Below are 19,329 nucleotides of genomic sequence, written 5' to 3' on the forward strand. Positions count from 1 at the left end.
TGCTCAGGTCCTTTCGGTGCGCTCGCATCATGCCAGGCCCGCGAGCGCTTTCGCACGGGCGAACACGTCGTCGAGCATCGGCGGCGTCAACCGCCCGGTGAAAGTGTTCTGCTGGCTGACGTGAAAACAGCCGAGCAGAATCGGCGCTCCGGGCACGCTGACCTGGGCACCGTGCCCGAACTTGGGCCGCGGCACGGGCGCTTTCGCCCCATAGACGGCGGTTGCGGCCGGCCACCACGCCTGCCACGCGAATGCACCGAGCGCGACAACGACCTTGAGCGTCGGCCGGATCAGCGCGAGTTCTCTGTGCAGCCACGGAGCGCAGTTGTCCCGCTCTTGCGGTAACGGCTTGTTGTCCGGGGGCGCACATCGCACGGCGGCGAAGATCCGGGTGTGCCGGAGCTGGAGGCCGTCGTCGATGCTGACGCTGGTCGGCTGGTTGGCCAGGCCGGCCCGGTGCAGGGCGGCAAAGAGGACATCTCCCGACCGGTCGCCGGTGAAGATCCGCCCGGTCCGGTTGCCGCCGTGCGCGGCCGGGGCGAGCCCGAGGATCCCGATCTCGGCGTCGCCGGGCCCCCATCCGGGGATGGGCCGCCCCCAATAGGTTTGATCCCGGAAGGACGCACGCTTGGTGACGGCGACTTCCTCACGCCAGGCGACCAGCCGAGGGCACGCAAAACAATCCGCGACGCCGGCGTCGAGCACGCTGAGCGACGCGGCTTCGGCCGCGTGCTTCACAACGTCTTCTCTTGTACGCGACGTCAACTCACCCAACCGCATCAAGCCAGCGAACCACTCCGCACTCGGGTGGCCGCACCCGGGTGGGGCCCGGTCAGGATGGGGACGTATCCGCGTCGGTCGCCCGGGCCGGGCGGGGCCGGCTTTGGGCCGTGGCGATCCTGGTCAGCCCGGCCGCGACCACGTTCGGCGGGATGGTGGCCGGCGCGTGGCTCGGCTACGACGTGGCGCCGCGTTACGACGGCGGCCACGATGTGCAGTGGCTGCTGCTGGTCGGCGCGATCGCCGGGGTCACGGCCGGCCTGACGATCGGGCACCGCGGGCGCGGCTGGGTGCAGGCGTGGCGCCTGCATCGAATGCGCCGGCGCGACACGGTGACGGTCACCGCGACCGTGCGGCAGGCGACCCCTCGGGTCATCCACAACCCGAGAGGCGGCAGCGTCACGGTCTACTGGGTGCGGGTCGGCTGGCGGGACCCTCTCGCCGGCGACCAGAGCGGGCTGCGCCAATACAAGTTCTACGGGCGCCGCGCCCCAGCCTTTGAGGCACAGGTGCACCCAGGTGCCCAGGTCCCGGTCGTCCACCCGGCAACCCACCCGAACCGCTTCGTCATCGACGTCCCCTACGCCCCGACGATGGCCGACCAGTTCATCTAGCTTCGCCGGACGCGGCCGGTCAGCGGTATCTCGACCTCGGCCAGGCAAAACGGCCTCCGCAGGCCGCTCAGCCCAACAGGTCGAACTCCCCATCCTTGACACCGGCGACGAACGCCGCCCACGCCTCGGGACCGAAGACCAGCGCCGGGCCGGAACGGTCCTTGCTGTCCCGAACCCCGACCACACCCGGAAGATTCTTGGCCACCTCGACGCAGGACGCCCCGCCGTTGTCGCTGCGAGTCGACTTGCGCCAGACGGCATCCGTCAGGTCTGCCATGACCTCGCCACATCCTTGATCAGGTCGATGGTTTGGCTGGTAGGCAGCGCCTCACCTCGGAGCGCCTCCCACCGTCCGATCAGGGTATCAACGGCCTCTCGAAGATCGGTGATCTGCGCTTGCCAAGGAGTATCGAGGTGTGCGGCCTCGAAGTCGGGACCCTTGGCAAGGATGAAAGGTCCGGCGAGCCCGGCGTGCGAGCCCGCCGCGGCGGGAACCACGTGGATTTGAATTGATGAGGTGGCCATTTGCTCCAGCAGGTAATTGCACTGGACCGCCATGATCGACGGACCACCCACACAGCGGCGCAGAACGCCCTCATCAATCACGGTGATCAAGTTCGGTGGGTTGGCTGACTCCAGAATTCGTCGACGCTCCATCCGCGTGGCGACTCGCTGCTCGATCTCTGCGGGGCCGACGACCCGGGCGCCGACAATGATGGCGCGCGTGTAGTCCTCGGTCTGGAGAAGCCCCGGCACGATGAGTGGCTCGAACCAGCGGATCAGTGTCGCCTCGCGTTCGATGACGAGCCAGTCTCGGAACCAAACCGGTGCCTGATCGAAGTTCGCCAGGTTGCTCTGCATGCGCTCGAAGAGGCCGCCCGTGCGGAGCGCACCGTCGATCGCGACCAGGTAGTCGCGAGTAGGTGGACGCTGGCCGTTCTCGACCGCGCTCACTTGCGAACCCGAGTAGTTGATCGTTTTGCCGAGGTCTTCCTGGCTCAGGCCGGCGGACGAGCGAGCCCGCCGCAACTCGCCGAGCAGGAAGGCCGACGGCGAAACAACCAGGTCATCCGACATTCCACAACACCGCCATCAGATCTGTGGATTTCTCCACGGGCCCGCACATGAAAGCGATTCGCCACACCGCTTTGACCTGGCGGTGCAGGAAGGCTTCCGAGCGTATCGGCCCCGCGTCCAGACTTGTAAGTACGACCGACGGCCAAAGATGAAGGGATATGGAAATGGCGGTGGCAATGGGTATTGCGCTCGGATTCCTAGCCGGTCTGTTCGGTTTCCGGGCCAAAAGGCGCTGGTGCCCGGACTGCGGACGGCTCACGCAGGCAGGGGTGGGCCGTGGACCGGCTTGAACTGATGCAGATGCTGCTCGGCCACTGGGAGGCCGACGTGCGCGTCGACCTCGGTGAGTTTCTGCTCGACGTGCGGGACGTGCGCTATTCGGCCGAGCGGGAGGCCGTGGTGCTGCTGCTCTACGACGATGACGTGCATGACGTACTGAAAAACCGGCGAGGCAGCGCCTCGCCGGTTTAGTAGAAAAGCGTCAGGCCTTCTTGGCCTGCAGGCACAGCAGGTAGCCGTCGCCCGAGGTCGACGAGTAGACGAAGTAGTCGGCCTTCTCGTCGGTGAAGTATTGGTCGCAGGACTTGCTGTTGGTGTCGGTCTCGCCGTTGACGCGGCCGACGACCGTGTAGGCGGCGTCCTTCGAGGTGCAGTCGACGACCTTGGCGTCGGCCTCGCTGGTCTTGCCCTCTTCGGTCGGGACCTTGCCCTGGGCGGCCACGCAGTCGCCGACCTTGGCTTGCTTGGCCTCGTCCTTGTTGAGCGCGCTGCCGATGCCGAACTTGATCGCGCCGACGATGATGACGACCACGATGACGCCGAGGATGCTCAGCACCCGGGCCTTGGCCGACTTCTTCGGCTTCTCGGTCGGGAACTGGGCGAACTGCCCCGGCTCCGCGCCGGGCATGCCGGGCGCGGGCGGGTAGGCCTGGCCCTCGGGCTGGCCGGGCGCGGGCGGGAAGCCGGGCTGGCCCTGCGCCGGCGGGAAGCCGGGCTGCCCCTGGGCGGGCGGAAAGCCAGGCTGGCCCTGCGCCGGCGGGGGCGGGTACGCGCCACCGGGGGGCGGAACCGGGTTGCTCACGAGTGGTCCTTTCGAGGGGGCCGGCCGAGGGGGTCCGCCGGTCGCAGGGGGTGACCCTAGCGACCCGCCGACCTGTCCCGCGACCCCGTTACCCAGGTTTTATTTACCGTTTCCGAAGCCGCCCGAAGGGGTGACCGACGGTGACACCGATGGCCGTGCGGAGCTGACCGAACCGGTCGACGGGGTCGGCGAAACGGACCCTGACGGGACGGGTGAAACCGGCACCAAGGGCGCGCTGCCGGAGGGTTGCGGCGCGGTGAACGGGGCGTTCTCCGGGCAGTACGGATAGCCCAGGCTGCGGCTCTGAACGGTCTCCCCGGTCGATGGATCCGAGCAGTAGGCCGGGTAACCGGACCCGAGCTGGATCGGCGAGCCGTCCTGGTCGAACAGCCGCGCGCCCTGCACGAGGTGGCCTTGAGGGTCGTAGACGTAGACGTCCTGGACCCCGCTGTACGGGTTGCCGCCGCCGTAGTCGCCGACCGGGTAGGAATCGTAGTTGCGGGTGTCGTTGTCGGCCGTCACGAAGCCGGAGATCGCGAACAGCACCAGCAGGACCGTGCCCGCCCGCAGGGCGTAGCGGGGCCACTTCGACCAGCCACCGGCCCGCCGGCCGACCAGGATCGACGCCGCCACGCAGCAGCCGAGCCAGATCAGCGCGAACAGGGTGCTGCCGCCGAGGCGGGGCAGGAGCCCGCGGCTGCCGCCGTCGTCGAGGATCCAGGCGGTCGCCATCGCGACCAGGTAGCCCCGCAGCAGCCACCAGGCCGGGCGCAGCAGGATTAGGAAGTCGCTGGCCTTCTCGTAGCCGATCACCGGGCCGGCCTTCACGTCGGCTCGGCGCAGCACCGGTTCCAGGTTTCCCCAGACCTCGGTGGGCGTCACCCACGTCGTCTTGCGCGGCGGGTCCGGGAATCCGCCGACGAAGCCGGCCGTCGTGCGCAGCTCCGACGCGTACGCCTCGGGCTCGCCCAGCCGATCGCGCAGCGTGCCGTTTCCTTCGGCCCGGACCTCCGCCAGGTGTTCCGGAAGGTCTTCGAGGAGTTCGTCGATGACCGACGGCGGGAGATCGCTCAGCGCGCCCCGGACCGCGGAGACGTAGCCGGCGACCTCGTCAGCAACCGTTGAGTTCACACCGTCTCCCCGAGCAGCTCGTCCATGATCGATGCGAAGCCGTGCCAGACCTTGCCCGAGCGCTGCAGTTCGGCGCGGCCGGCCGGGTTGAGTCCGTAGTACTTGCGGTGCGGGCCCTCGTCGCTGGGCACCACGTAGGTGTTGAGGAAGCCGGCGTTGAAGAGCCGGCGCAGCGTGCCGTAGACCGAGGCGTCGCCGACGTCCTCGAGCCCGGCGCCGCGCAGGCGCCGGAGGATGTCGTAGCCGTAGCCGTCCTCGTCGCGCAGGGCGGCGAGGACGGCGAGGTCGAGCACGCCCTTCAGGAGCTGGGTCGTGTCCACGCGGTGCACAGTACTGTGCACCGCGAAGTACCGTCAACGGCGAAGTAGTTCCTGGATGTGGGTGTCGACCTGACCACGGTCGTAGCCACGCAGAACCACGTCGAACTTCTTGCCGCTCAGAAACGCCGCCGACTGGCCGGCCTCGAGAAGTTGAGCGGCCTGGACCAGCGCCGCGTCGACCTGGCCGCGGTCGTAGCCGCGGATCACCACCGTGAAATCATTCGCCATGCGCGGCAGTCTATGGAGCAGCCGCCAGGCCGAAGGCGATCCCGTCGAGGATGTCGTGTTCGGAGGCGACCAGCGACGAATGGCCCGAGCGCTCCATGATGGTGCGCAGAATCAGCGCACCCGCACCGATCACATCGGCCCGGCCCGGGTGCATCACCGGGAGCGCGAGCCGTTCCGCGACCGTCATGCCGAGCAGGTCGGTGGTCACCTTGGCGACCGCGTCGTAACTCACCCGCGCATGGTGAATGCGGTTCGCGTCGTATTCCGGGAGGCCGAGGGCCAGGGCGGTCACCGTGGTCACCGTGCCGGCGAGGCCCACCAGCGTACGGGAATCGCGGCCGGGAACGGCAGCGAGCGCGATGTCGACCGCTTCGGTGATTTCCGCCGAGGCCGCGTCGATCTGGGCCGCCGAAGGCGGGTCGCCGGGCAGATGCCGCTCGGTCATTCGCACGCAGCCGATGTCCATCGAAATCGCGTGCTCGACGTCGGTGCGCCCGGTGACGAATTCGGTCGAGCCCCCGCCCAGGTCGAAGACGAGGTAGGGCGGCTCGGCGGTCAGCCCGTTGACCGCTCCGAGAAAGGACAGATGCGCTTCCTGACGGCCGCTGATCACCTCGGGATCGACACCGATCACCCCGCGCACCATCGCGCGGAAATCGTCGGCATTGGAGGCATCACGCGAGGCCGAGGTGGCGCACATCCGGACGCGCGTCACGCCATGGTCGGCGATTTCTTCCCCGTACGCGGTAAGCGCCGCGCGAGTGCGCGCGAGGGCCGCGTCGCTGATCCGTCCCGTGCGGTCGACGCCCTCGCCGAGCCGGACGATCCGCATCTGGCGAGTGACGTCGGTGAGCTCTTCGCGGTCCACGTCGGCGATGAGCAGGCGAATGGAATTCGTCCCACAGTCGATAGCGGCGACTCTCATAGATGCAACAACATCCTCGTGTTTCCGAGCGTGTTCGGCTTGACCCGTTCCAGGTCGAGGAATTCGGCGACACCCTCGTCGTAGGAGCGCAGTAGTTGTTCGTAGACGGCGTGCGGGACCGGGGCGCCGTCGATTTCGGTGAAGCCGAACGAGCCGAAGAAGCGGGTCTCGAAGGTGAGGCAGAAAACGCGGGCGACACCGAGTTCGCGGGCCTGCTCGATCAGGCGGTGGACCAACTGGTGGCCGATCTTGCGGCCGCGGGACGCCGGGTCGACCGCGACCGTGCGGATCTCGGCCAGGTCCTCCCACATGACGTGCAGGGCACCGCAACCGATGATCTTTTCGGACTCCTCGGCGACCCAGAACTCCTGGACCGCCTCGTAGAGGGTGACCGTCGCCTTGCTGAGGAGGCGGCGATCGGCGGTGTAGGCGTCGACCAGTTCCCGGATCGCCCGCACATCACCGGTTCGCGCCCGCCTGATTTCGACCATTATTCCGGCTTTTCTACGCATGGACCGCCGGCCCACCAGGGCTCGACCGCGTCCCGGACCTCATCGCCGAAAGGATTTACCCCCCGGCCGGCGGCGAGCGCGTGAGCGAGGTGAACATGCAGGCATTTCACCCGATCGGGCATGCCGCCGGCCGCCACGTGCGAGATCTCCGGCACGTCCTCGATCGCCTTGCGCCGGGCCAGATAGTCCTCGGACGCCTTCTCGTAGCACTCGGCCAGCTCCGGATCGGTCGACAGCCGCTCCTGCATGTCGCGCATCACCCCGGCCGACTCCAGGCGGCTGCAGGCGGCGGCCGCGTGCGGGCAGGTCAGATAGAAGAGGGTGGGAAACGGGGTGCCGTCGTCGAGCCGGGGCGAGGTCTCGACCACGTCCGGGTTGCCGCACGGGCAGCGGTGCGCGATCGCGCGGGTGCCGCGGGGACGGCGGCCGAGCTGGGCCGCCACGATGTCGAGGTCGGCTTCGGTCGGTGGTTCCATTTAATTCGTAGGCTCCGCGTCGGCGGCTCGGACGCTGTTCCACAGCGTGTCGTACCAGGAATCGGGGGCGGCGGCCGGGGCATCCTTGGCCGTGCTCTTGACGGCGACGGACGGGTCGTTGAGCACCAGGATCGGCGTCTGGCCCGGCTCGACATAGAAGTATTTCGCGCGGGCCCGGGCCTTGATGTATTCCGGGTCCTGCCACTTGGCCAGCTCTTCCGACTTCGACGCGATCAGCTTGCGCTGGGTGGCCTGGTCGGCCTTCAGCTGGGCGATCTGCGACTCCTGCGCCAGATAGACGCGCAGCGGATAGGTGTAGGCCAGGGCCAGCGCCACGAAAACGACGATCAGGATGGTCGCGCGGCCGGTGAGCGCCCGGGGGCGCGGCGCGACCGTCCGCTTCGCCGGGCCGGAACTGGCGGTGACCGTGCGCCGGTTGACAGCCGGACGGGCGGTGCGGCTGCGCTGAACGCGCATCGAACCGGTCGTGCGGGTGCGGGACGCGCTCGGGCGCCGGGCCGGGCCCTGACCGCTCGGCATGCGTCGCTGTGTATTCACCGCTTCCCCTCCGGCTGTCTTCCGGCCGCTGGACGGCGCTCACCGAAACCTATGCCGGTTCCGGCGAGCGCCACAACTCCATGATCTGCCGGACTGCCGTCAGGCGGTGCGGTAACGCGGGAAAGCGCCGGCGCCGGCGTACCGGGCCGCACCCTCCAGCTGCTCCTCGATGCGCAGGAGCTGGTTGTATTTCGCGACGCGGTCGGACCGGGCCGGGGCGCCGGTCTTGATCTGGCCGCTGCCGACCGCGACCGCCAGGTCGGCGATCGTGACGTCCTCGGTCTCGCCCGAGCGGTGGCTCATCATCGTCTTGAAGCCGGCCCGGTGGGCCAGGTCGACGGCGTCGAGCGTCTCGGTGAGCGAGCCGATCTGGTTGACCTTGACGAGGACCGCGTTGGCCGCGTTCTCCGCGATGCCCCGGCCGATGCGGGTCGGGTTGGTGACGAACAGGTCGTCGCCGACGATCTGGATCTTGTCGCCGAGCTGGCCGGTCATCGCGCTCCAGCCGGCCCAGTCCTCCTCGGACAGCGGGTCCTCGATCGAGACGATCGGGTAGTCGGCGGCGAGCTTCGCGTAGTACGCGATCATCTCGTCGGTCGACTTGGGCGCGCCCTCGAAGACGTACGACCCGTCCTTGAAGAACTCGGTCGCCGCGACGTCCATGGCCAGCACGATGTCGGTGCCCAGCGTGAAGCCGGCCGCCTGCACCGCCTCGGCGATCAGGTCGAGCGCCGACGCGTTGGACGGCAGGCTCGGCGCGAAGCCGCCCTCGTCGCCCAGGCCCGTGGAGAGGCCCTTCTTCTTCAGCACGCTCTTGAGGGCGTGGTAGACCTCGGCACCGGTGCGCAGCGCCTCGCGGAAGGTCGGAGCGCCGATCGGAGCGATCATGAACTCCTGCACGTCGACGTTCGAGTCGGCGTGCGCGCCACCGTTGAGGATGTTCATCATCGGCACCGGCAGCACCGACGCGTTGGGGCCGCCGACGTAACGGAACAGCGGCAGCTCGGCACTCAATGCCGCCGCCTTCGCCACCGCGAGGGAAACGCCCAGGATCGCGTTCGCGCCCAGCTCCGACTTGTCGGCGGTGCCGTCCAGGTCGAGCATCTTCTGGTCGATCAGGCGCTGCTCGCTCGCCTCGTAGCCGATGAGCTCGTCAGCGATCTTGTCCTCGACGTTCGAGACCGCCTTCTCGACGCCCTTGCCCAGGTAACGGCCCTTGTCGCCGTCCCGCAGCTCGATCGCCTCGAAGGCGCCGGTCGAGGCACCCGAGGGCACCGCGGCTCGGCCGACCGTGCCGTCGTCCAGCCCGACCTCGACCTCGACGGTCGGGTTGCCCCGGGAGTCGAGGATCTCGCGGGCGACGATCGCTTCGATGGTGGCCATGTGTCGTGTCGCTCCCTAACAGCTTGTGCCGGCCTGGTGACCGGCCATTTCACCCGACCGCGACCCTGCGGCCGACCACGACACAGAGCGTATCGAGCCTTCCCGGGGGCTGTTCGGGCGGCCGGTGAACCCGAAGGTGCGGGTTTCCTCAAGTCGACCCCGAGCTGGCCGATCACCCGAGCACTATGAGCGAACCCCAGCTTCCCGCCGACGGGTCGTACATCGAGCTGACCCAATTCGGCGAAACGGTGCCTGACGTCCGGGTCGTCCACGCGGGCGAGGAGGTGATCACCCTCTCGCTCGCCCTCTCCGAGATCCCGCCGCAGGGCTCGGCGGTCACGGTCCGCTGGGCGGCGGCCCCGCGCGGACGGTACGCCGTGACAGCCAACGTCGCGGCGGTCGACGGCAACCGGTTCGACATCCGGTTCGCCGGCGAGCCCTCGATCGTGCAGGCCCGCGATTACGTACGCGGCGGGGGCGGCGAGCTGATCCTGATGGAGCGCGACGGCGACGAGGACGCGGTCGGATTTGTGCACGATCTGAGTGAGCGGGCGGTCCGGGCCCACTTCACCGACGTGACCGTGCGTCCGGGCGACGAAATGCTGCTGAAGGTTCAGCTCACCGACGAGGTCGCCTCGTTTCCCGCCCGGGCCTTCAAGGTCAGCTCGATGCGCCAGCAGGTGCCCCGCCGGGGGCCGCTGTCGGTCGAGTTGGTCGCGGTGTTCGAGGGCCAGGACGACCATACGGCCAAGATGATCCGGCGCTACATCATGAAGCAGCAGCTGCTGTCGCGGTCGCGGGCTGCGCTGGCCTGAGCTTCCTGTGCGCTTTGCCGGAATTGTCGGTTTCTGGTTGCGTGGGGTAGTCGGGATTTGGTTTGCGCGGGGTTGCGCGCGTAGGCAAAGGTGACAGACGTGCCCGCTGTGCGTCTTGTTCTGACCGGCCTCGCCGCCTCCGCGACGATGCTGGTCGCGGCCGCCTGCGGCGGGGTCGACACGGCCAACGCGGCCAGCATCACCCACGACGACCTGGTCTCCGAACTGGCTACGCAGCTCTCCGAGTCGGCGACGCTCAGTTACACCGCTACCTATCAGCTGGCCGGGGGCGACGAGGCACAGATCACCCAGACGCAGAAGCCGGCCCGGGCGGCCTACACCTACCCCGGCGGCCTCATGATCCGCACGTCGGACGCGACCACCCGCTGCCGGGGCGCATCGTCGGCCCTGAAATGCACGCAGACCCGGCCCGACCCGGCCGACCTCCACTCGACCGGCATGCTGACCACGCCCGAGTCCGTGCTGGCGATGCTCAATCAGGCCGCGATCGACCCGAGCGCAACCGCCAAACAGCACGACACGACGATCGCCGGCCACCACGCGACCTGCCTGGCCCTGACCGGCGTCGCCCACACGCCCACGCCCGACTTCAGCGTCTGCGTCACGGCCGAGGGCGCCCTGGGCAGCTTCACCGCCACGATGGGCGGAAAACAGGCCGACCTGGCCCTGACCGCCTACTCCGACAAGCCGGACGCATCGGCCTTCGACCTCCCGCCGAGCGCCAAGGTCACCGACCAGCGCAAGTAGACGGCGCCGCGGCCACCCGCAGAACGATGCGGTTGCTGGCCACGTCTTCGACCGCCGAGCGAGGGTCAGGCGCATCCTTGCCCCGCCAGCGGGAGACCGGCTGGACGCCCGAGGCGACCCGCTCCAGGCGAGGACGGGTCTCAGAGGGCGCGCCGGGGCCGGCCCACGGGGACTCCATGACCGCGCGCAGGGCGGCCGCCTGCCCGCGCGGCGTGTACTCCGGCGCCGCGTGAGAGTGAGAGGCGACGATGAAGCTGCCCGGCGCCAGCCGTGCGGGTCACCGCCCGGCAGGGGCCCGGGTCACCGGGCGCGCCAGCCGCGCAGGTCACCGGCCGGCAAGAACCCGGGTCACTGGGCGGCGCTAGCCGCACAGCCCACCGGGCGGCAAAGCCCGGGTCACCGGGCGGCGCCAGCCGCGCGGGTCACCGGCCGGAAAGAGCCCGGGTCACCGGCCGGCAAGAGCCCGGGTCACCGGCCGGCAAGAGCCCGGGTCACCGGCCGGCAAGAGCCCGGGTCACCGGCCGGCAAGAGCCCGGGTCACCGGCCGGCAGAGGCTCGGGTCACCGGCCGGCAGAGGCTCGGGCGTGGACGAGGACCAGCGGGTCGTTGTCGACGTAGACGAAGCGGGCCGTTGGGTCGGACCTGGGCGATCTCGTGGGTGTTGGCCGAGGTCGAGATGCCGGAGCCGATGTCGAAGCTGCCGGAGGCACCGGGCGGCCATGAACCGCACCGCCCGGTGCAGGAACCAGCGGTTTCCCACACGCTCAGCCGGGCCTTCGAATGCCGGGACACGATCTCGTCAGCGGCCTCGCGGTCGGCGAAGTCGGCCGAGCGGCCGAGCGGCCGAGCGGCCGAGCGGATAGTCATAGCGCCGCGCCGGATGCGGAGAGCCGGTGTCGAGCTCCCGGCGGCCGCGACCGCCCATCGCTGCACCATCGTTTCGGCGTCCACTTCGGACTGTCTGGTTCGGACGGCAGCCGGCCTCAGAGCGCATCGGGCTGGCTGACCCCGGCATGGTGTTCTCCCGGGGGCACACACCAGGTGGGATCGTCGAGGCCGGCCGTGGTGTCGATGCGCAGCTTCGACCAGTCGTCAAGGTCGGGAAGGGCGCCCGGGTCGAACCAGGCGACCTCGACCGATTCGTCGTCGTTGACCCGGGCCTGGCCGCCGACCGCCCGGCACCGGAACCAGACGTTGAGATATTCGCACCGGTCACCGTTGGGATAGACCACCGGGTGGGTGGCGACGCCGCCGATGCGTTCGATCACCGCGCGGACCCCGGTCTCCTCGAACAACTCGCGCAGCGCGGCCTCCGCCGGTTGCTCACCGGGATCGACGACCCCGGCCGGCACCGACCAGCGGCCGTTGTCGCTGCGGCGGGCCAGCAGCACCTGGCCCGCCTCGTTGCGGACGACCGCGCTGACGCTGGGCAGCATCAGCAGGCCATGACCGATGTGGGCACGCAACCCAGAGATGTATGCAGAAACCGGCATCGGCTCACCCTACCGAGCTAGATCAATGTGTGCTCAGACGCCGAGGAGGGCCTGCAGGTGGCGTGGGGGTGGGGAACCGTGGGCGAGCATGGCGTCGTGCCAGGCTTTCGGGGTGGCGCCGAAGGGGCGGGCGGCCGCGATCGCGGAGATCTCGGTGTAGCCGACGAAGTATGTCGAGAGCTGGGTCGACGTGAGCAGGGCGCGGCGCCACTTGCCGGCGGCCTCGCCCTCCTCCTGGAAGCCGCGCCCGGTCATCAGGGCCATGGCCTCGGACTCGGGGAGCTCCTCGCAGTGCACCAGCTGGTCGATGATGGCGTTGAGGCTCATCCGCAGCTGCATTTTGAGCTGCTGCAGGCGCACCGGCAGGCCGCCGAAACCGAGGGCGGTCATCGCCTCCTCGGCATAGACCGCCCAGCCCTCGACGAACGGGCCTGACCAGCCCAGCGCGCGGACGCGGGTCGCGGCCCGGAAGCGGCGGGAGTGGGCGATCTGCAGGAAGTGGCCGGGCATCGCCTCGTGGACGGTGAGGTTGCGGATCATCTGGTTGTTGTATTCGCGGTAGAAGCTCTCCACCCGCGCCGCCGGCCAGTCGGACGGGGTCGGAGCGATGCAGTAGAACGTGGGGACGTCGGCCGTCTCGAGGGGGCCGGGCGGGTCGCAATAGGCCACCGCGACGCCCCGGGCGAACTCGGGCATCTCCTCGATCACGCACGGGTCGTCGATCAGGGTCAGCAGGTCGTGCTCGCGGACGAACTCGGTCGCCTCGGTCATCGTGACCTTGGCCAGGTCGACGATCGTCGCGTTGTCGGGGTGGTCGGCGGCGAGGGCGGCGAGCGCCTTGCGGACCGTCTCGTCGGTGGCCGGGCCGCCGACCAGCTCGGCCGAGGCGTCGCGCAGCTCGGCGCTGACCCGCTCGAGGTTTTCGCGGGCCCGGGACAGGATCTCGGCCGCCGGCAGCTCGGTGTCGAGCGTGTGCCAGAGCCGGGCCTCCCACAGCGGGCGGCCGAGCCGCGGGTCGCGCCCGGGCTCACCGCCCTCGAGCCGGCCGCGGAGCCAGCCGTCGAACTCGGCCAGCGCGCTCAGCGCGGTCGCCGCGGACGGCTCGATCGCCGCCTGCATGCCCGGCTCCTCGGCGAGCAGCAGCGGCAGCTCCTGGCGGATCAGCGCGGCCGTGCCCTGGAACTGGCCGATCGCCGTCTCGGCGTGGATGCGCGGCACGTCGCGCAGCACCGCGCGGGCGGTGGCCAGCGTGTCGGGGATCGCGGCGAGCCGGCCGCCGAGGCTGGCCAGCCGCTCCTCGGCCGGGGCGAACGGCCGCGCCAGCAGCGCGTGCAGCAGCGGGCCGGGGTTGTGCTCCAACGGGTTCCACTCGTGCTCGCGCACATCGGTCAGCTCGAACAGGCCCCGCTCGACGACCGCGGAGAGAATCGCGTGGTCGACTTGATCTTCCTGGTCGAAGGTGTCGGGGTCGATGCCGGACAATGCGTCGGCGGCATCGCGCAACATGGACACCCGGGCGGCCACGCCCCCGGGCGACAGATCGGGCAGGCGGTCGTCGAAACGGTGGTCGCCCGCGAAGGAGGCGAGACCCGGTTCGCTCTCGAGGATGGCGTCGACGATCTGCTCGGCGAGGGGGACGAACTCCGGCATGCCGAGAAACCTACCCGGCACCCCCGACATTTTCGTTCATGGACGCCCGGCGGTTCCGGGACGCCGGTTTCGCTCCGCGTCGCGCACGTCGTCCGCGTACCGCAGAGCAGCCTGCCGCAATACGGCCTCGGCATCCTCGCCCGCCGCACGCGACGCGGCCACCTGCCGAAGCAGGGCGGCGCCGAGATCGGCGCTCTCCGGGAGCGGTACGCGGAGGCCGGCCCTCTCCGCCCGATGCAGGATCTTGGCCGCCAGCGCGAGCGCGGGCTGACCGAGCGCGATGCCGTCGAGCGCCGAGTCGCGCGACTTCTCGGCCTTCTTGATGCGCTCCCAGTTCTCGGTGATCTCTTCGAGGCCCTCGACGGTCTCCCCGGCGAAGACGTGCGGGTTGCGCCGCACCATCTTGTCGACCAGCCCGCCGGCCACGTCGTCGACGTTCCAGCGTTCGTCTTCCGGCAGTTCCTCGGCCAGCCGGGCGTGCAGCACGATCTGCAGCAGCACGTCGCCGAGTTCCTCGCGCAGCGCGTCGAGGTCGTCCGACTCGATCGCGTCGACGGCCTCGTAGGCCTCTTCGAGCAGGTAGGGCGCGAGCGTCCGGTGGTTCTGCGCCCGCTTCCACGGGTCACCGCCGGGCGAGACCAGCCGGTCCATCACCGCGACCGCGTCGAGCAGCCGCGCTCCGGGTGGGTCCCACGACCCGTACATCAATTCCAGCTCGGCCAGCGACGGCTCGTTGGCGAGCCGCAGGCCGAGCCTCCGCGTGAAGTCAAGGTCGCCGGCCGGCCCGCCGAGCCAGACGACGGCACCCGACCCGATTTCGGAAAGCAGGCGCTCCGGGTCGGGGTCGATCACCGTGACCGGTACGCCGCTCGCCCGCAGCGCCTCCACCTGGGCGGACTCGGCCGCGGTGAAGACCGGATGGGCTCGCACCACATCCCACGCGGCCGCGGTCAGCAGCCCGGCCGGCAGGCGCGGCGAGGTGACGAGCAGAACGATGCGGGCGGTCACGCTCAGCGCGCGTCGGTGACCGGCGAGATCTGGTCGTCGGGCCCGATCGGCATCGTGATCAGCGAGACGATCGCGCCGGTCTGCTGGTTTTGCGTGACGAGCACCGGCATCTTGGTCGGCTGGTAGCGCGGGTTGACCCGGACGTCGAGCTGCGAGGTCGTCTTGGCGATCTCGTTACGCAGGCCCGCCGCCTGTTTCAACACGGCCATGTTGGTGCTGGCCGCGATGTCGGACTTGAACTTCGAGAACGGCGCGGACGGGTCGTAGCCCTGCATGCCGACCAGCGCGTCGTGCACCTGGTGGAGCTCGGCGTCGGTCGGGTCGACCGGCGTCGCCACCTTGTCGCGCAACGTCTCGATCTCGTAGAGCCACTTGGCGTAGAGCTGCGCGTATTCCGAATCGGCCGGCAGGTGGAGCACGCCCGCGAGGCCGGGCTCCTGCAGCTGGTCGGCGGTCGGGGCGGGGATGCTCTGGTCGGCGGCGAGCTTGTCGATGACCTTGGAGCCGATCAGCAGGGACACCACGTCGGCGCGGGTGATCGGCACGGCGGCCGGCCCGGACGACGTGGCCGCCGGCTGGCCGTCGGGCGCCTGCGCGGCGGGCGGCGAGGCCTGCAGCTTGTCACGCACTTCGTTGTAGACGGCGTCGACGCGGTCCTGGGTGATGCGCTCCGAGTCGCCGATGTAGGCCGCGACCGAGGGCTCCGACCGGCAGGCGGACAGCCCGGCCACGCCGAGGGAAGCGACAACGACCACGGATGCGAGTCGGCGAGCACGCTGCATGGTCATGACTCTCTCACGACCGATGTGACGCATGCCCTCCGACCCCCGAATCCACCTCACGCCTTGACCGGCGCCGGGACCTCCCCCAGCACGTCCTTGAGCAGCTGGGCGCACCACTGCAGCAGGGCCTGGTCGCGCAGCGGCTCGCCGCCGATCCGCCGGGTGCTCGGCCGGGGCACGCTGACCTGGTCGGTGGTCGTCTTGTAGACCGAATCCGGGTGGTAGCGCTTGAGCCGCATCTGCTTGGAGTCGGGCAGCGGCAGCGGCGAGAACCGCAGGTGCTTACCCTGCACGGACACGTCGGTCAGGCCGTACGCCCGGGCCAGCAGCCGGAAACGCGCGACCGCGATGAGGTTGGCGACCTGCTCGGGCGGCTCGCCGTAGCGGTCGGCCATCTCGGCGACCACCTCGTCGAGGCGTGGCTCGTCGCGGGCCTCGGCCAGCTTGCGGTACATCTCGAGGCGCAGGCGCTCGACCGAGATGTATTCGGTCGGCAGGTGCGCGTCGATCGGCAGGTCGATCTTGACCTCGGGCTCCTCCTCGGGCCGCTCGCCCTTGAAGGCCTGCACCGCCTCGCCGACCATCCGCACGTAGAGGTCGAAGCCGACGCCCTCGATGTGGCCGGACTGCTCGCCGCCGAGCAGGTTGCCGGCGCCGCGGATCTCGAGGTCTTTCATCGCGACGTACATGCCGGCGCCCAGCTCGGTGTGCTGGGCGATGGTGGCCAGCCGCTCGTGGGCGTGCTCGGTGAGCGGCTTCTCGCGGGGGTAGAGGAAGTACGCGTACGCCCGCTCGCGACCGCGGCCGACCCGGCCGCGGATCTGGTGCAGCTGGGCCAGGCCGAGCAGGTCGGCCCGCTCGACGATCAGGGTGTTGGCGTTCGGGATGTCGATGCCGGACTCGACGATCGTGGTGCAGACCAGGACGTCGAACTCCTTCTCCCAGAAGCCGACCATGACCTTTTCCAGCTGTTCCTCGCTCATCTGGCCGTGGGCCACCGCGACCCGGGCCTCGGGCACCAGCTCGCGCAGCTTGCGGGCCGCCCGGTCGATCGACTCGACCCGGTTGTGCAGATAGAACACCTGGCCGTCGCGGAGCAGCTCGCGGTGGATGGACGCGGCCACCTGCTTGTCGTCCTGCGCGCCGACGAACGTGAGCACCGGGTGCCGCTCCTCGGGCGGGGTGGCGATGGTCGACATCTCGCGGATGCCGGTGATCGCCATCTCGAGCGTGCGCGGGATCGGCGTGGCCGACATGGTCAGCACGTCGACCGACGCCCGCAGGGCCTTGAGCTGCTCCTTGTGCTCGACGCCGAAGCGCTGCTCCTCGTCCACGATGATCAGGCCGAGGTTTTTGAACCGGGTCGAGCTGGCCAGCAGCCGGTGGGTGCCGATCACGATGTCGGTGGTGCCGCTGGCCGCCTCCTCCAGCGTGGTCGCGGTCTCCTTCGGCGTCTGGAACCGGGACAGCTGCTTGATCTGCACCGGGAACTGACTCATCCGCTCGGTGAAGGTGTTGAAGTGCTGCTGGGCCAGCAGCGTGGTCGGCACCAGCACGGCGACCTGCTTGCCGTCCTGCACCGCCTTGAACGCCGCCCGGACCGCGATCTCGGTCTTGCCGTAGCCGACGTCGCCGCAGATCAGCCTGTCCATCGGGACGGCCAGCTCCATGTCCTGCTTGACGTCGATGATCGCGGCCATCTGGTCCGGGGTCTCGGTGTAGGGGAACGCGTCCTCCAGCTCGCGCTGCCACGGGGTGTCGGGGCCGAACGAGTGGCCCTTGGACGCCTGGCGGGCCGCGTACAGCTGGATGAGCTGCGCGGCGATCTCGCGGACCGCCTTGCGGGCCCGCGCCTTGCTCTTCTGCCAGTCCGAGCCGCCCATCTTGTGCAGCGTGGGCGACTCACCGCCGACGTAGCGCGACAGCTGGTCGAGCTGGTCGGTCGGCACGTAGAGCCGGTCGCCGGGCTGGCCCCGCTTGGAGGCGGCGTATTCGAGCACCAGATATTCGCGGTCGGCGCCGTTGACCGTCCGCTGCACCAGCTCGACGTACCGCCCGATGCCGTGCTGCTCGTGCACCACGAAGTCGCCCGCCTTGAGCTCGAGCGGGTCGATCGTGTTGCGCCGCCGGGACGGCATCCTGCGCATGTCGCGGGTGGACGAGCCCCGGCCGCCGCTGATGTCGTTGCCGGTGATCACCGCGAGCCGCGAGCCGGCGTCGACGAAGCCGTGGTTGAGCCCGCCCCGCGTGATCAGCACCTGGCCGGGTTCGATCGCGGTCGGGATCGAGTCGACCGGGACCACCCCGACGCCGGCGTCGCGCAGCACCTCGGTGGCCCGCTCGGCGGTGCCGTGACCCTCGAAGACCAGGGCGATCGACCACTCGCCGCGCGACCAGTCCGACAGATCGGACACCAGTTTCGCGGTGTCGCCGTGGTAGAGCGGCACCGGCTGGGCCGAGAGCGCGATCGCGTCTCCGGTATCGGGCGCGACCTCGACGGACGGCGTCTCGAGCCACGGTTGATCATCGACTTTTTCATCGTCGGACTCGGTCAGGCCGAACGGCGACACCGTCCACCATGGCTGGTGCAGGACTGCGGCGTGCGCGCGTACGTCGGCCAGCGTGCGGAAAGCCGCCGCCCCGACGTCGATCGGCGCCTGGCCGCCCACGGCCGCGGCGGCCCAGGAGGCCTCCAGGAACTCATCCGACGTGCGGGTCAGGTCGTGGGCCCGGGTGCGGATGCGCTCCGGGTCGCACAACAGCACGTGGGCGCCGGACGGCAGGCAGTCGAGCAGCAACTCCATCGAGTCGGTGCCGTGCAGCAGCGCCGGGGCCAGCGACTCCATGCCCTCGACCGGGATGCCCTCGGCCAGCTTGTCGAGAATCTCGGCCAGCTGGGGGTGCTCGGCCGACAATTCCGCCGCGCGCGAACGGACCGCGGGCGTCAGCAGCAACTCGCGGCACGGCGGAGCCCACAGCCGCGGCACCTGGTCGATCGTCCGCTGGTCGGCGACCGCGAAGGTGCGGATCTCCTCGACCTCGTCGCCCCAGAACTCGACCCGGGACGGGTGCTCGTCGGTCGGCGGGAAGACGTCGAGGATGCCGCCGCGCACCGCGAACTCGCCCCGCTTGGTGACCAGGTCGACCCGGGCGTATGCCATGTCGGACAGCCGCCGCGCGACCCCCTCGAGCTCGGCCTCGCCGCCGGCCGTCAGCTCGACCGGCTCGAGGTCGCCGAGGCCCTTGAGCTGGGGCTGCAGCACCGACCGCACCGGTGCCACGACGACCTGGACCGGGTGGTCGCCGGGGTGGGCGAGCCGTCGCAGCACGGCCAGCCGCCGGCCGACCGTGTCGGAGCGCGGGGACAGCCGCTCGTGGGGCAGCGTCTCCCAGGACGGGAAGACCGCGACCCGGTCGGGGCTGAGCAGGCAGCCGAGCGCGTCGGCCAGGTCGTCGGCCTCGCGGCTGGTGGCGGTGACCGCCAGCACGGGACGGCCGGCGCCGCCGATGTCGGAGCCGCCGGCCACGGTGGCGACCACGAACGGGCGCAGCGCGGCGGGCGCGGTCAGGTCGAGCGAGTCGGAGTCGACGAAGCTTTTGCGCGCCAGGTCACGGGCACGCGAGAGGCCCCGGTCGCGCAGAGCGGCCGGGATGAGGCCGGCGAGTTGCATGGGGATCCCCCGAGACACGTCTTTTAACCCCAGCGCCCAAGAGGACGGGGGTAGGGG

General features: G+C 70.1%; 22 protein-coding genes. 4 read left to right on the top strand and 18 right to left on the bottom strand.

All coding sequences use genetic code 11. The features are described 5' to 3' along the window. Positions 1-27 precede the first annotated feature (27 nt). A complete protein-coding gene (locus tag AB0M88_RS14615) occupies positions 28-780 on the bottom strand; it encodes a uracil-DNA glycosylase (protein WP_364100883.1) in 753 nt (250 codons plus the stop codon). Between the two features lie 110 nt (positions 781-890). Between AB0M88_RS14615 and AB0M88_RS14620 the strand changes: the two genes are divergently transcribed. Further along, positions 891-1,394, top strand: coding sequence for a hypothetical protein (locus tag AB0M88_RS14620; protein WP_364100886.1), 504 nt, complete (start codon positions 891-893; stop codon positions 1,392-1,394). Between the two features lie 67 nt (positions 1,395-1,461). Here the strand turns inward: AB0M88_RS14620 and AB0M88_RS14625 are convergent, their stop codons facing one another. Both AB0M88_RS14625 and AB0M88_RS14630 read right to left on the bottom strand, forming a co-directional pair. Beyond that, positions 1,462-1,671, bottom strand: coding sequence for a DUF397 domain-containing protein (locus tag AB0M88_RS14625; RefSeq protein WP_364100889.1), 210 nt, complete (start codon positions 1,669-1,671; stop codon positions 1,462-1,464). Then, positions 1,659-2,471, bottom strand: coding sequence for a helix-turn-helix transcriptional regulator (locus tag AB0M88_RS14630; RefSeq protein ID WP_364100892.1), 813 nt, complete (start codon positions 2,469-2,471; stop codon positions 1,659-1,661). The genes AB0M88_RS14625 and AB0M88_RS14630 overlap by 13 nt, the downstream gene beginning before the upstream one ends. A gap of 276 nt (positions 2,472-2,747) precedes the next feature. On the opposite strand from AB0M88_RS14630, the gene AB0M88_RS14635 reads away from it, so the two are divergent. Then, entirely contained in the window at positions 2,748-2,942 is a 195-nt protein-coding gene (locus AB0M88_RS14635; protein WP_364100894.1) for a hypothetical protein, read from the top strand. Between the two features lie 10 nt (positions 2,943-2,952). On the opposite strand, the gene AB0M88_RS14640 is transcribed toward AB0M88_RS14635, so the two are convergent. The 9 genes from AB0M88_RS14640 to eno all read right to left on the bottom strand — a co-directional run bounded on the left by AB0M88_RS14640 (position 2,953) and on the right by eno (position 9,085). Further along, positions 2,953-3,552 (bottom strand): hypothetical protein, encoded by a 600-nt coding sequence (locus tag AB0M88_RS14640; protein ID WP_364100897.1) that lies wholly within the window; start codon positions 3,550-3,552, stop codon positions 2,953-2,955. Between the two features lie 99 nt (positions 3,553-3,651). Further along, a complete protein-coding gene (locus AB0M88_RS14645) occupies positions 3,652-4,683 on the bottom strand; it encodes a hypothetical protein (RefSeq protein ID WP_364100899.1) in 1,032 nt (343 codons plus the stop codon). After that, complete coding sequence (locus tag AB0M88_RS14650) at positions 4,680-5,003, bottom strand: PadR family transcriptional regulator (protein ID WP_364100901.1); 324 nt, start codon at positions 5,001-5,003, stop codon at positions 4,680-4,682. Before AB0M88_RS14650 ends, AB0M88_RS14645 begins: the two co-directional genes overlap by 4 nt. Before the next feature lie 33 nt (positions 5,004-5,036). Beyond that, on the bottom strand, positions 5,037-5,231 hold the full coding sequence (locus tag AB0M88_RS14655; RefSeq protein WP_364100904.1) for a DivIVA domain-containing protein: 195 nt from the start codon (positions 5,229-5,231) through the stop codon (positions 5,037-5,039). A 10-nt stretch (positions 5,232-5,241) separates the two neighbouring features. Continuing rightward, on the bottom strand, positions 5,242-6,156 hold the full coding sequence (locus tag AB0M88_RS14660; RefSeq protein WP_364100907.1) for a Ppx/GppA phosphatase family protein: 915 nt from the start codon (positions 6,154-6,156) through the stop codon (positions 5,242-5,244). Continuing rightward, positions 6,153-6,668, bottom strand: coding sequence for an amino-acid N-acetyltransferase (locus AB0M88_RS14665; protein ID WP_364100910.1), 516 nt, complete (start codon positions 6,666-6,668; stop codon positions 6,153-6,155). Before AB0M88_RS14665 ends, AB0M88_RS14660 begins: the two co-directional genes overlap by 4 nt. Next, positions 6,647-7,144: a DUF501 domain-containing protein gene (locus AB0M88_RS14670; RefSeq protein ID WP_364100913.1), complete on the bottom strand. Its 498-nt coding sequence runs from the start codon at positions 7,142-7,144 to the stop codon at positions 6,647-6,649. The genes AB0M88_RS14665 and AB0M88_RS14670 overlap by 22 nt, the downstream gene beginning before the upstream one ends. Further along, positions 7,145-7,684: a septum formation initiator family protein gene (locus tag AB0M88_RS14675; RefSeq protein WP_364100915.1), complete on the bottom strand. Its 540-nt coding sequence runs from the start codon at positions 7,682-7,684 to the stop codon at positions 7,145-7,147. A gap of 117 nt (positions 7,685-7,801) precedes the next feature. Next, on the bottom strand, positions 7,802-9,085 hold the full coding sequence (gene eno / locus AB0M88_RS14680; RefSeq protein ID WP_364100918.1) for a phosphopyruvate hydratase: 1,284 nt from the start codon (positions 9,083-9,085) through the stop codon (positions 7,802-7,804). 185 nt (positions 9,086-9,270) lie between these two features. Between eno and AB0M88_RS14685 the strand changes: the two genes are divergently transcribed. Together AB0M88_RS14685 and AB0M88_RS14690 are read left to right on the top strand one after the other, a co-directional pair. Then, positions 9,271-9,900, top strand: a complete 630-nt coding sequence (locus tag AB0M88_RS14685) for a hypothetical protein (RefSeq protein WP_364100921.1) — start codon at positions 9,271-9,273, stop codon at positions 9,898-9,900. A gap of 99 nt (positions 9,901-9,999) precedes the next feature. Then, positions 10,000-10,668 (top strand): hypothetical protein, encoded by a 669-nt coding sequence (locus tag AB0M88_RS14690; protein ID WP_364100924.1) that lies wholly within the window; start codon positions 10,000-10,002, stop codon positions 10,666-10,668. 560 nt (positions 10,669-11,228) lie between these two features. On the opposite strand, the gene AB0M88_RS14695 is transcribed toward AB0M88_RS14690, so the two are convergent. The 6 genes from AB0M88_RS14695 to mfd form a co-directional block, all read right to left on the bottom strand. Further along, positions 11,229-11,378, bottom strand: coding sequence for an SAM-dependent methyltransferase (locus tag AB0M88_RS14695; protein WP_364100927.1), 150 nt, complete (start codon positions 11,376-11,378; stop codon positions 11,229-11,231). A gap of 273 nt (positions 11,379-11,651) precedes the next feature. Then, a complete protein-coding gene (locus AB0M88_RS14700; protein WP_364100929.1) occupies positions 11,652-12,161 on the bottom strand; it encodes an NUDIX domain-containing protein in 510 nt (169 codons plus the stop codon). 33 nt (positions 12,162-12,194) lie between these two features. Beyond that, entirely contained in the window at positions 12,195-13,811 is a 1,617-nt protein-coding gene (locus AB0M88_RS14705; RefSeq protein ID WP_364100932.1) for a DUF885 domain-containing protein, read from the bottom strand. Positions 13,812-13,847: 36 nt separating this feature from the next. Continuing rightward, positions 13,848-14,819 carry a MazG family protein gene (locus AB0M88_RS14710; protein ID WP_364100935.1) on the bottom strand — a complete coding sequence of 324 codons (972 nt, stop codon included), beginning with the start codon at positions 14,817-14,819 and terminating at the stop codon, positions 13,848-13,850. Positions 14,820-14,821: 2 nt separating this feature from the next. Next, positions 14,822-15,574 (bottom strand): hypothetical protein, encoded by a 753-nt coding sequence (locus AB0M88_RS14715; protein WP_364100938.1) that lies wholly within the window; start codon positions 15,572-15,574, stop codon positions 14,822-14,824. An 83-nt stretch (positions 15,575-15,657) separates the two neighbouring features. Next, complete coding sequence (gene mfd, locus AB0M88_RS14720; protein WP_364100941.1) at positions 15,658-19,272, bottom strand: transcription-repair coupling factor; 3,615 nt, start codon at positions 19,270-19,272, stop codon at positions 15,658-15,660. Between the last annotated feature and the right edge of the window lie 57 nt (positions 19,273-19,329).

The organism is Actinoplanes sp. NPDC051411 (assembly GCF_040682075.1).
Taxonomy (GTDB): Bacteria; Actinomycetota; Actinomycetes; order Mycobacteriales; family Micromonosporaceae; genus Actinoplanes.

Excerpts from the sequence above, each read along its gene's own strand:
- AB0M88_RS14625 (WP_364100889.1), bottom strand. The coding sequence starts at position 1,671 with ATGGCAGACCTGACGGATGCCGTCTGGCGCAAGTCGACTCGCAGCGAC.
- eno (WP_364100918.1), bottom strand. The coding sequence starts at position 9,085 with ATGGCCACCATCGAAGCGATCGTCGCCCGCGAGATCCTCGACTCCCGG.
- AB0M88_RS14665 (WP_364100910.1), bottom strand. The coding sequence starts at position 6,668 with ATGCGTAGAAAAGCCGGAATAATGGTCGAAATCAGGCGGGCGCGAACC.
- AB0M88_RS14630 (WP_364100892.1), bottom strand. The coding sequence starts at position 2,471 with ATGTCGGATGACCTGGTTGTTTCGCCGTCGGCCTTCCTGCTCGGCGAG.
- AB0M88_RS14660 (WP_364100907.1), bottom strand. The coding sequence starts at position 6,156 with ATGAGAGTCGCCGCTATCGACTGTGGGACGAATTCCATTCGCCTGCTC.
- AB0M88_RS14670 (WP_364100913.1), bottom strand. The coding sequence starts at position 7,144 with ATGGAACCACCGACCGAAGCCGACCTCGACATCGTGGCGGCCCAGCTC.
- AB0M88_RS14700 (WP_364100929.1), bottom strand. The coding sequence starts at position 12,161 with ATGCCGGTTTCTGCATACATCTCTGGGTTGCGTGCCCACATCGGTCAT.
- AB0M88_RS14705 (WP_364100932.1), bottom strand. The coding sequence starts at position 13,811 with ATGCCGGAGTTCGTCCCCCTCGCCGAGCAGATCGTCGACGCCATCCTC.
- mfd (WP_364100941.1), bottom strand. The coding sequence starts at position 19,272 with ATGCAACTCGCCGGCCTCATCCCGGCCGCTCTGCGCGACCGGGGCCTC.
- AB0M88_RS14685 (WP_364100921.1), top strand. The coding sequence starts at position 9,271 with ATGAGCGAACCCCAGCTTCCCGCCGACGGGTCGTACATCGAGCTGACC.
- AB0M88_RS14615 (WP_364100883.1), bottom strand. The coding sequence starts at position 780 with ATGCGGTTGGGTGAGTTGACGTCGCGTACAAGAGAAGACGTTGTGAAG.
- AB0M88_RS14675 (WP_364100915.1), bottom strand. The coding sequence starts at position 7,684 with ATGCCGAGCGGTCAGGGCCCGGCCCGGCGCCCGAGCGCGTCCCGCACC.
- AB0M88_RS14655 (WP_364100904.1), bottom strand. The coding sequence starts at position 5,231 with ATGGCGAATGATTTCACGGTGGTGATCCGCGGCTACGACCGCGGCCAG.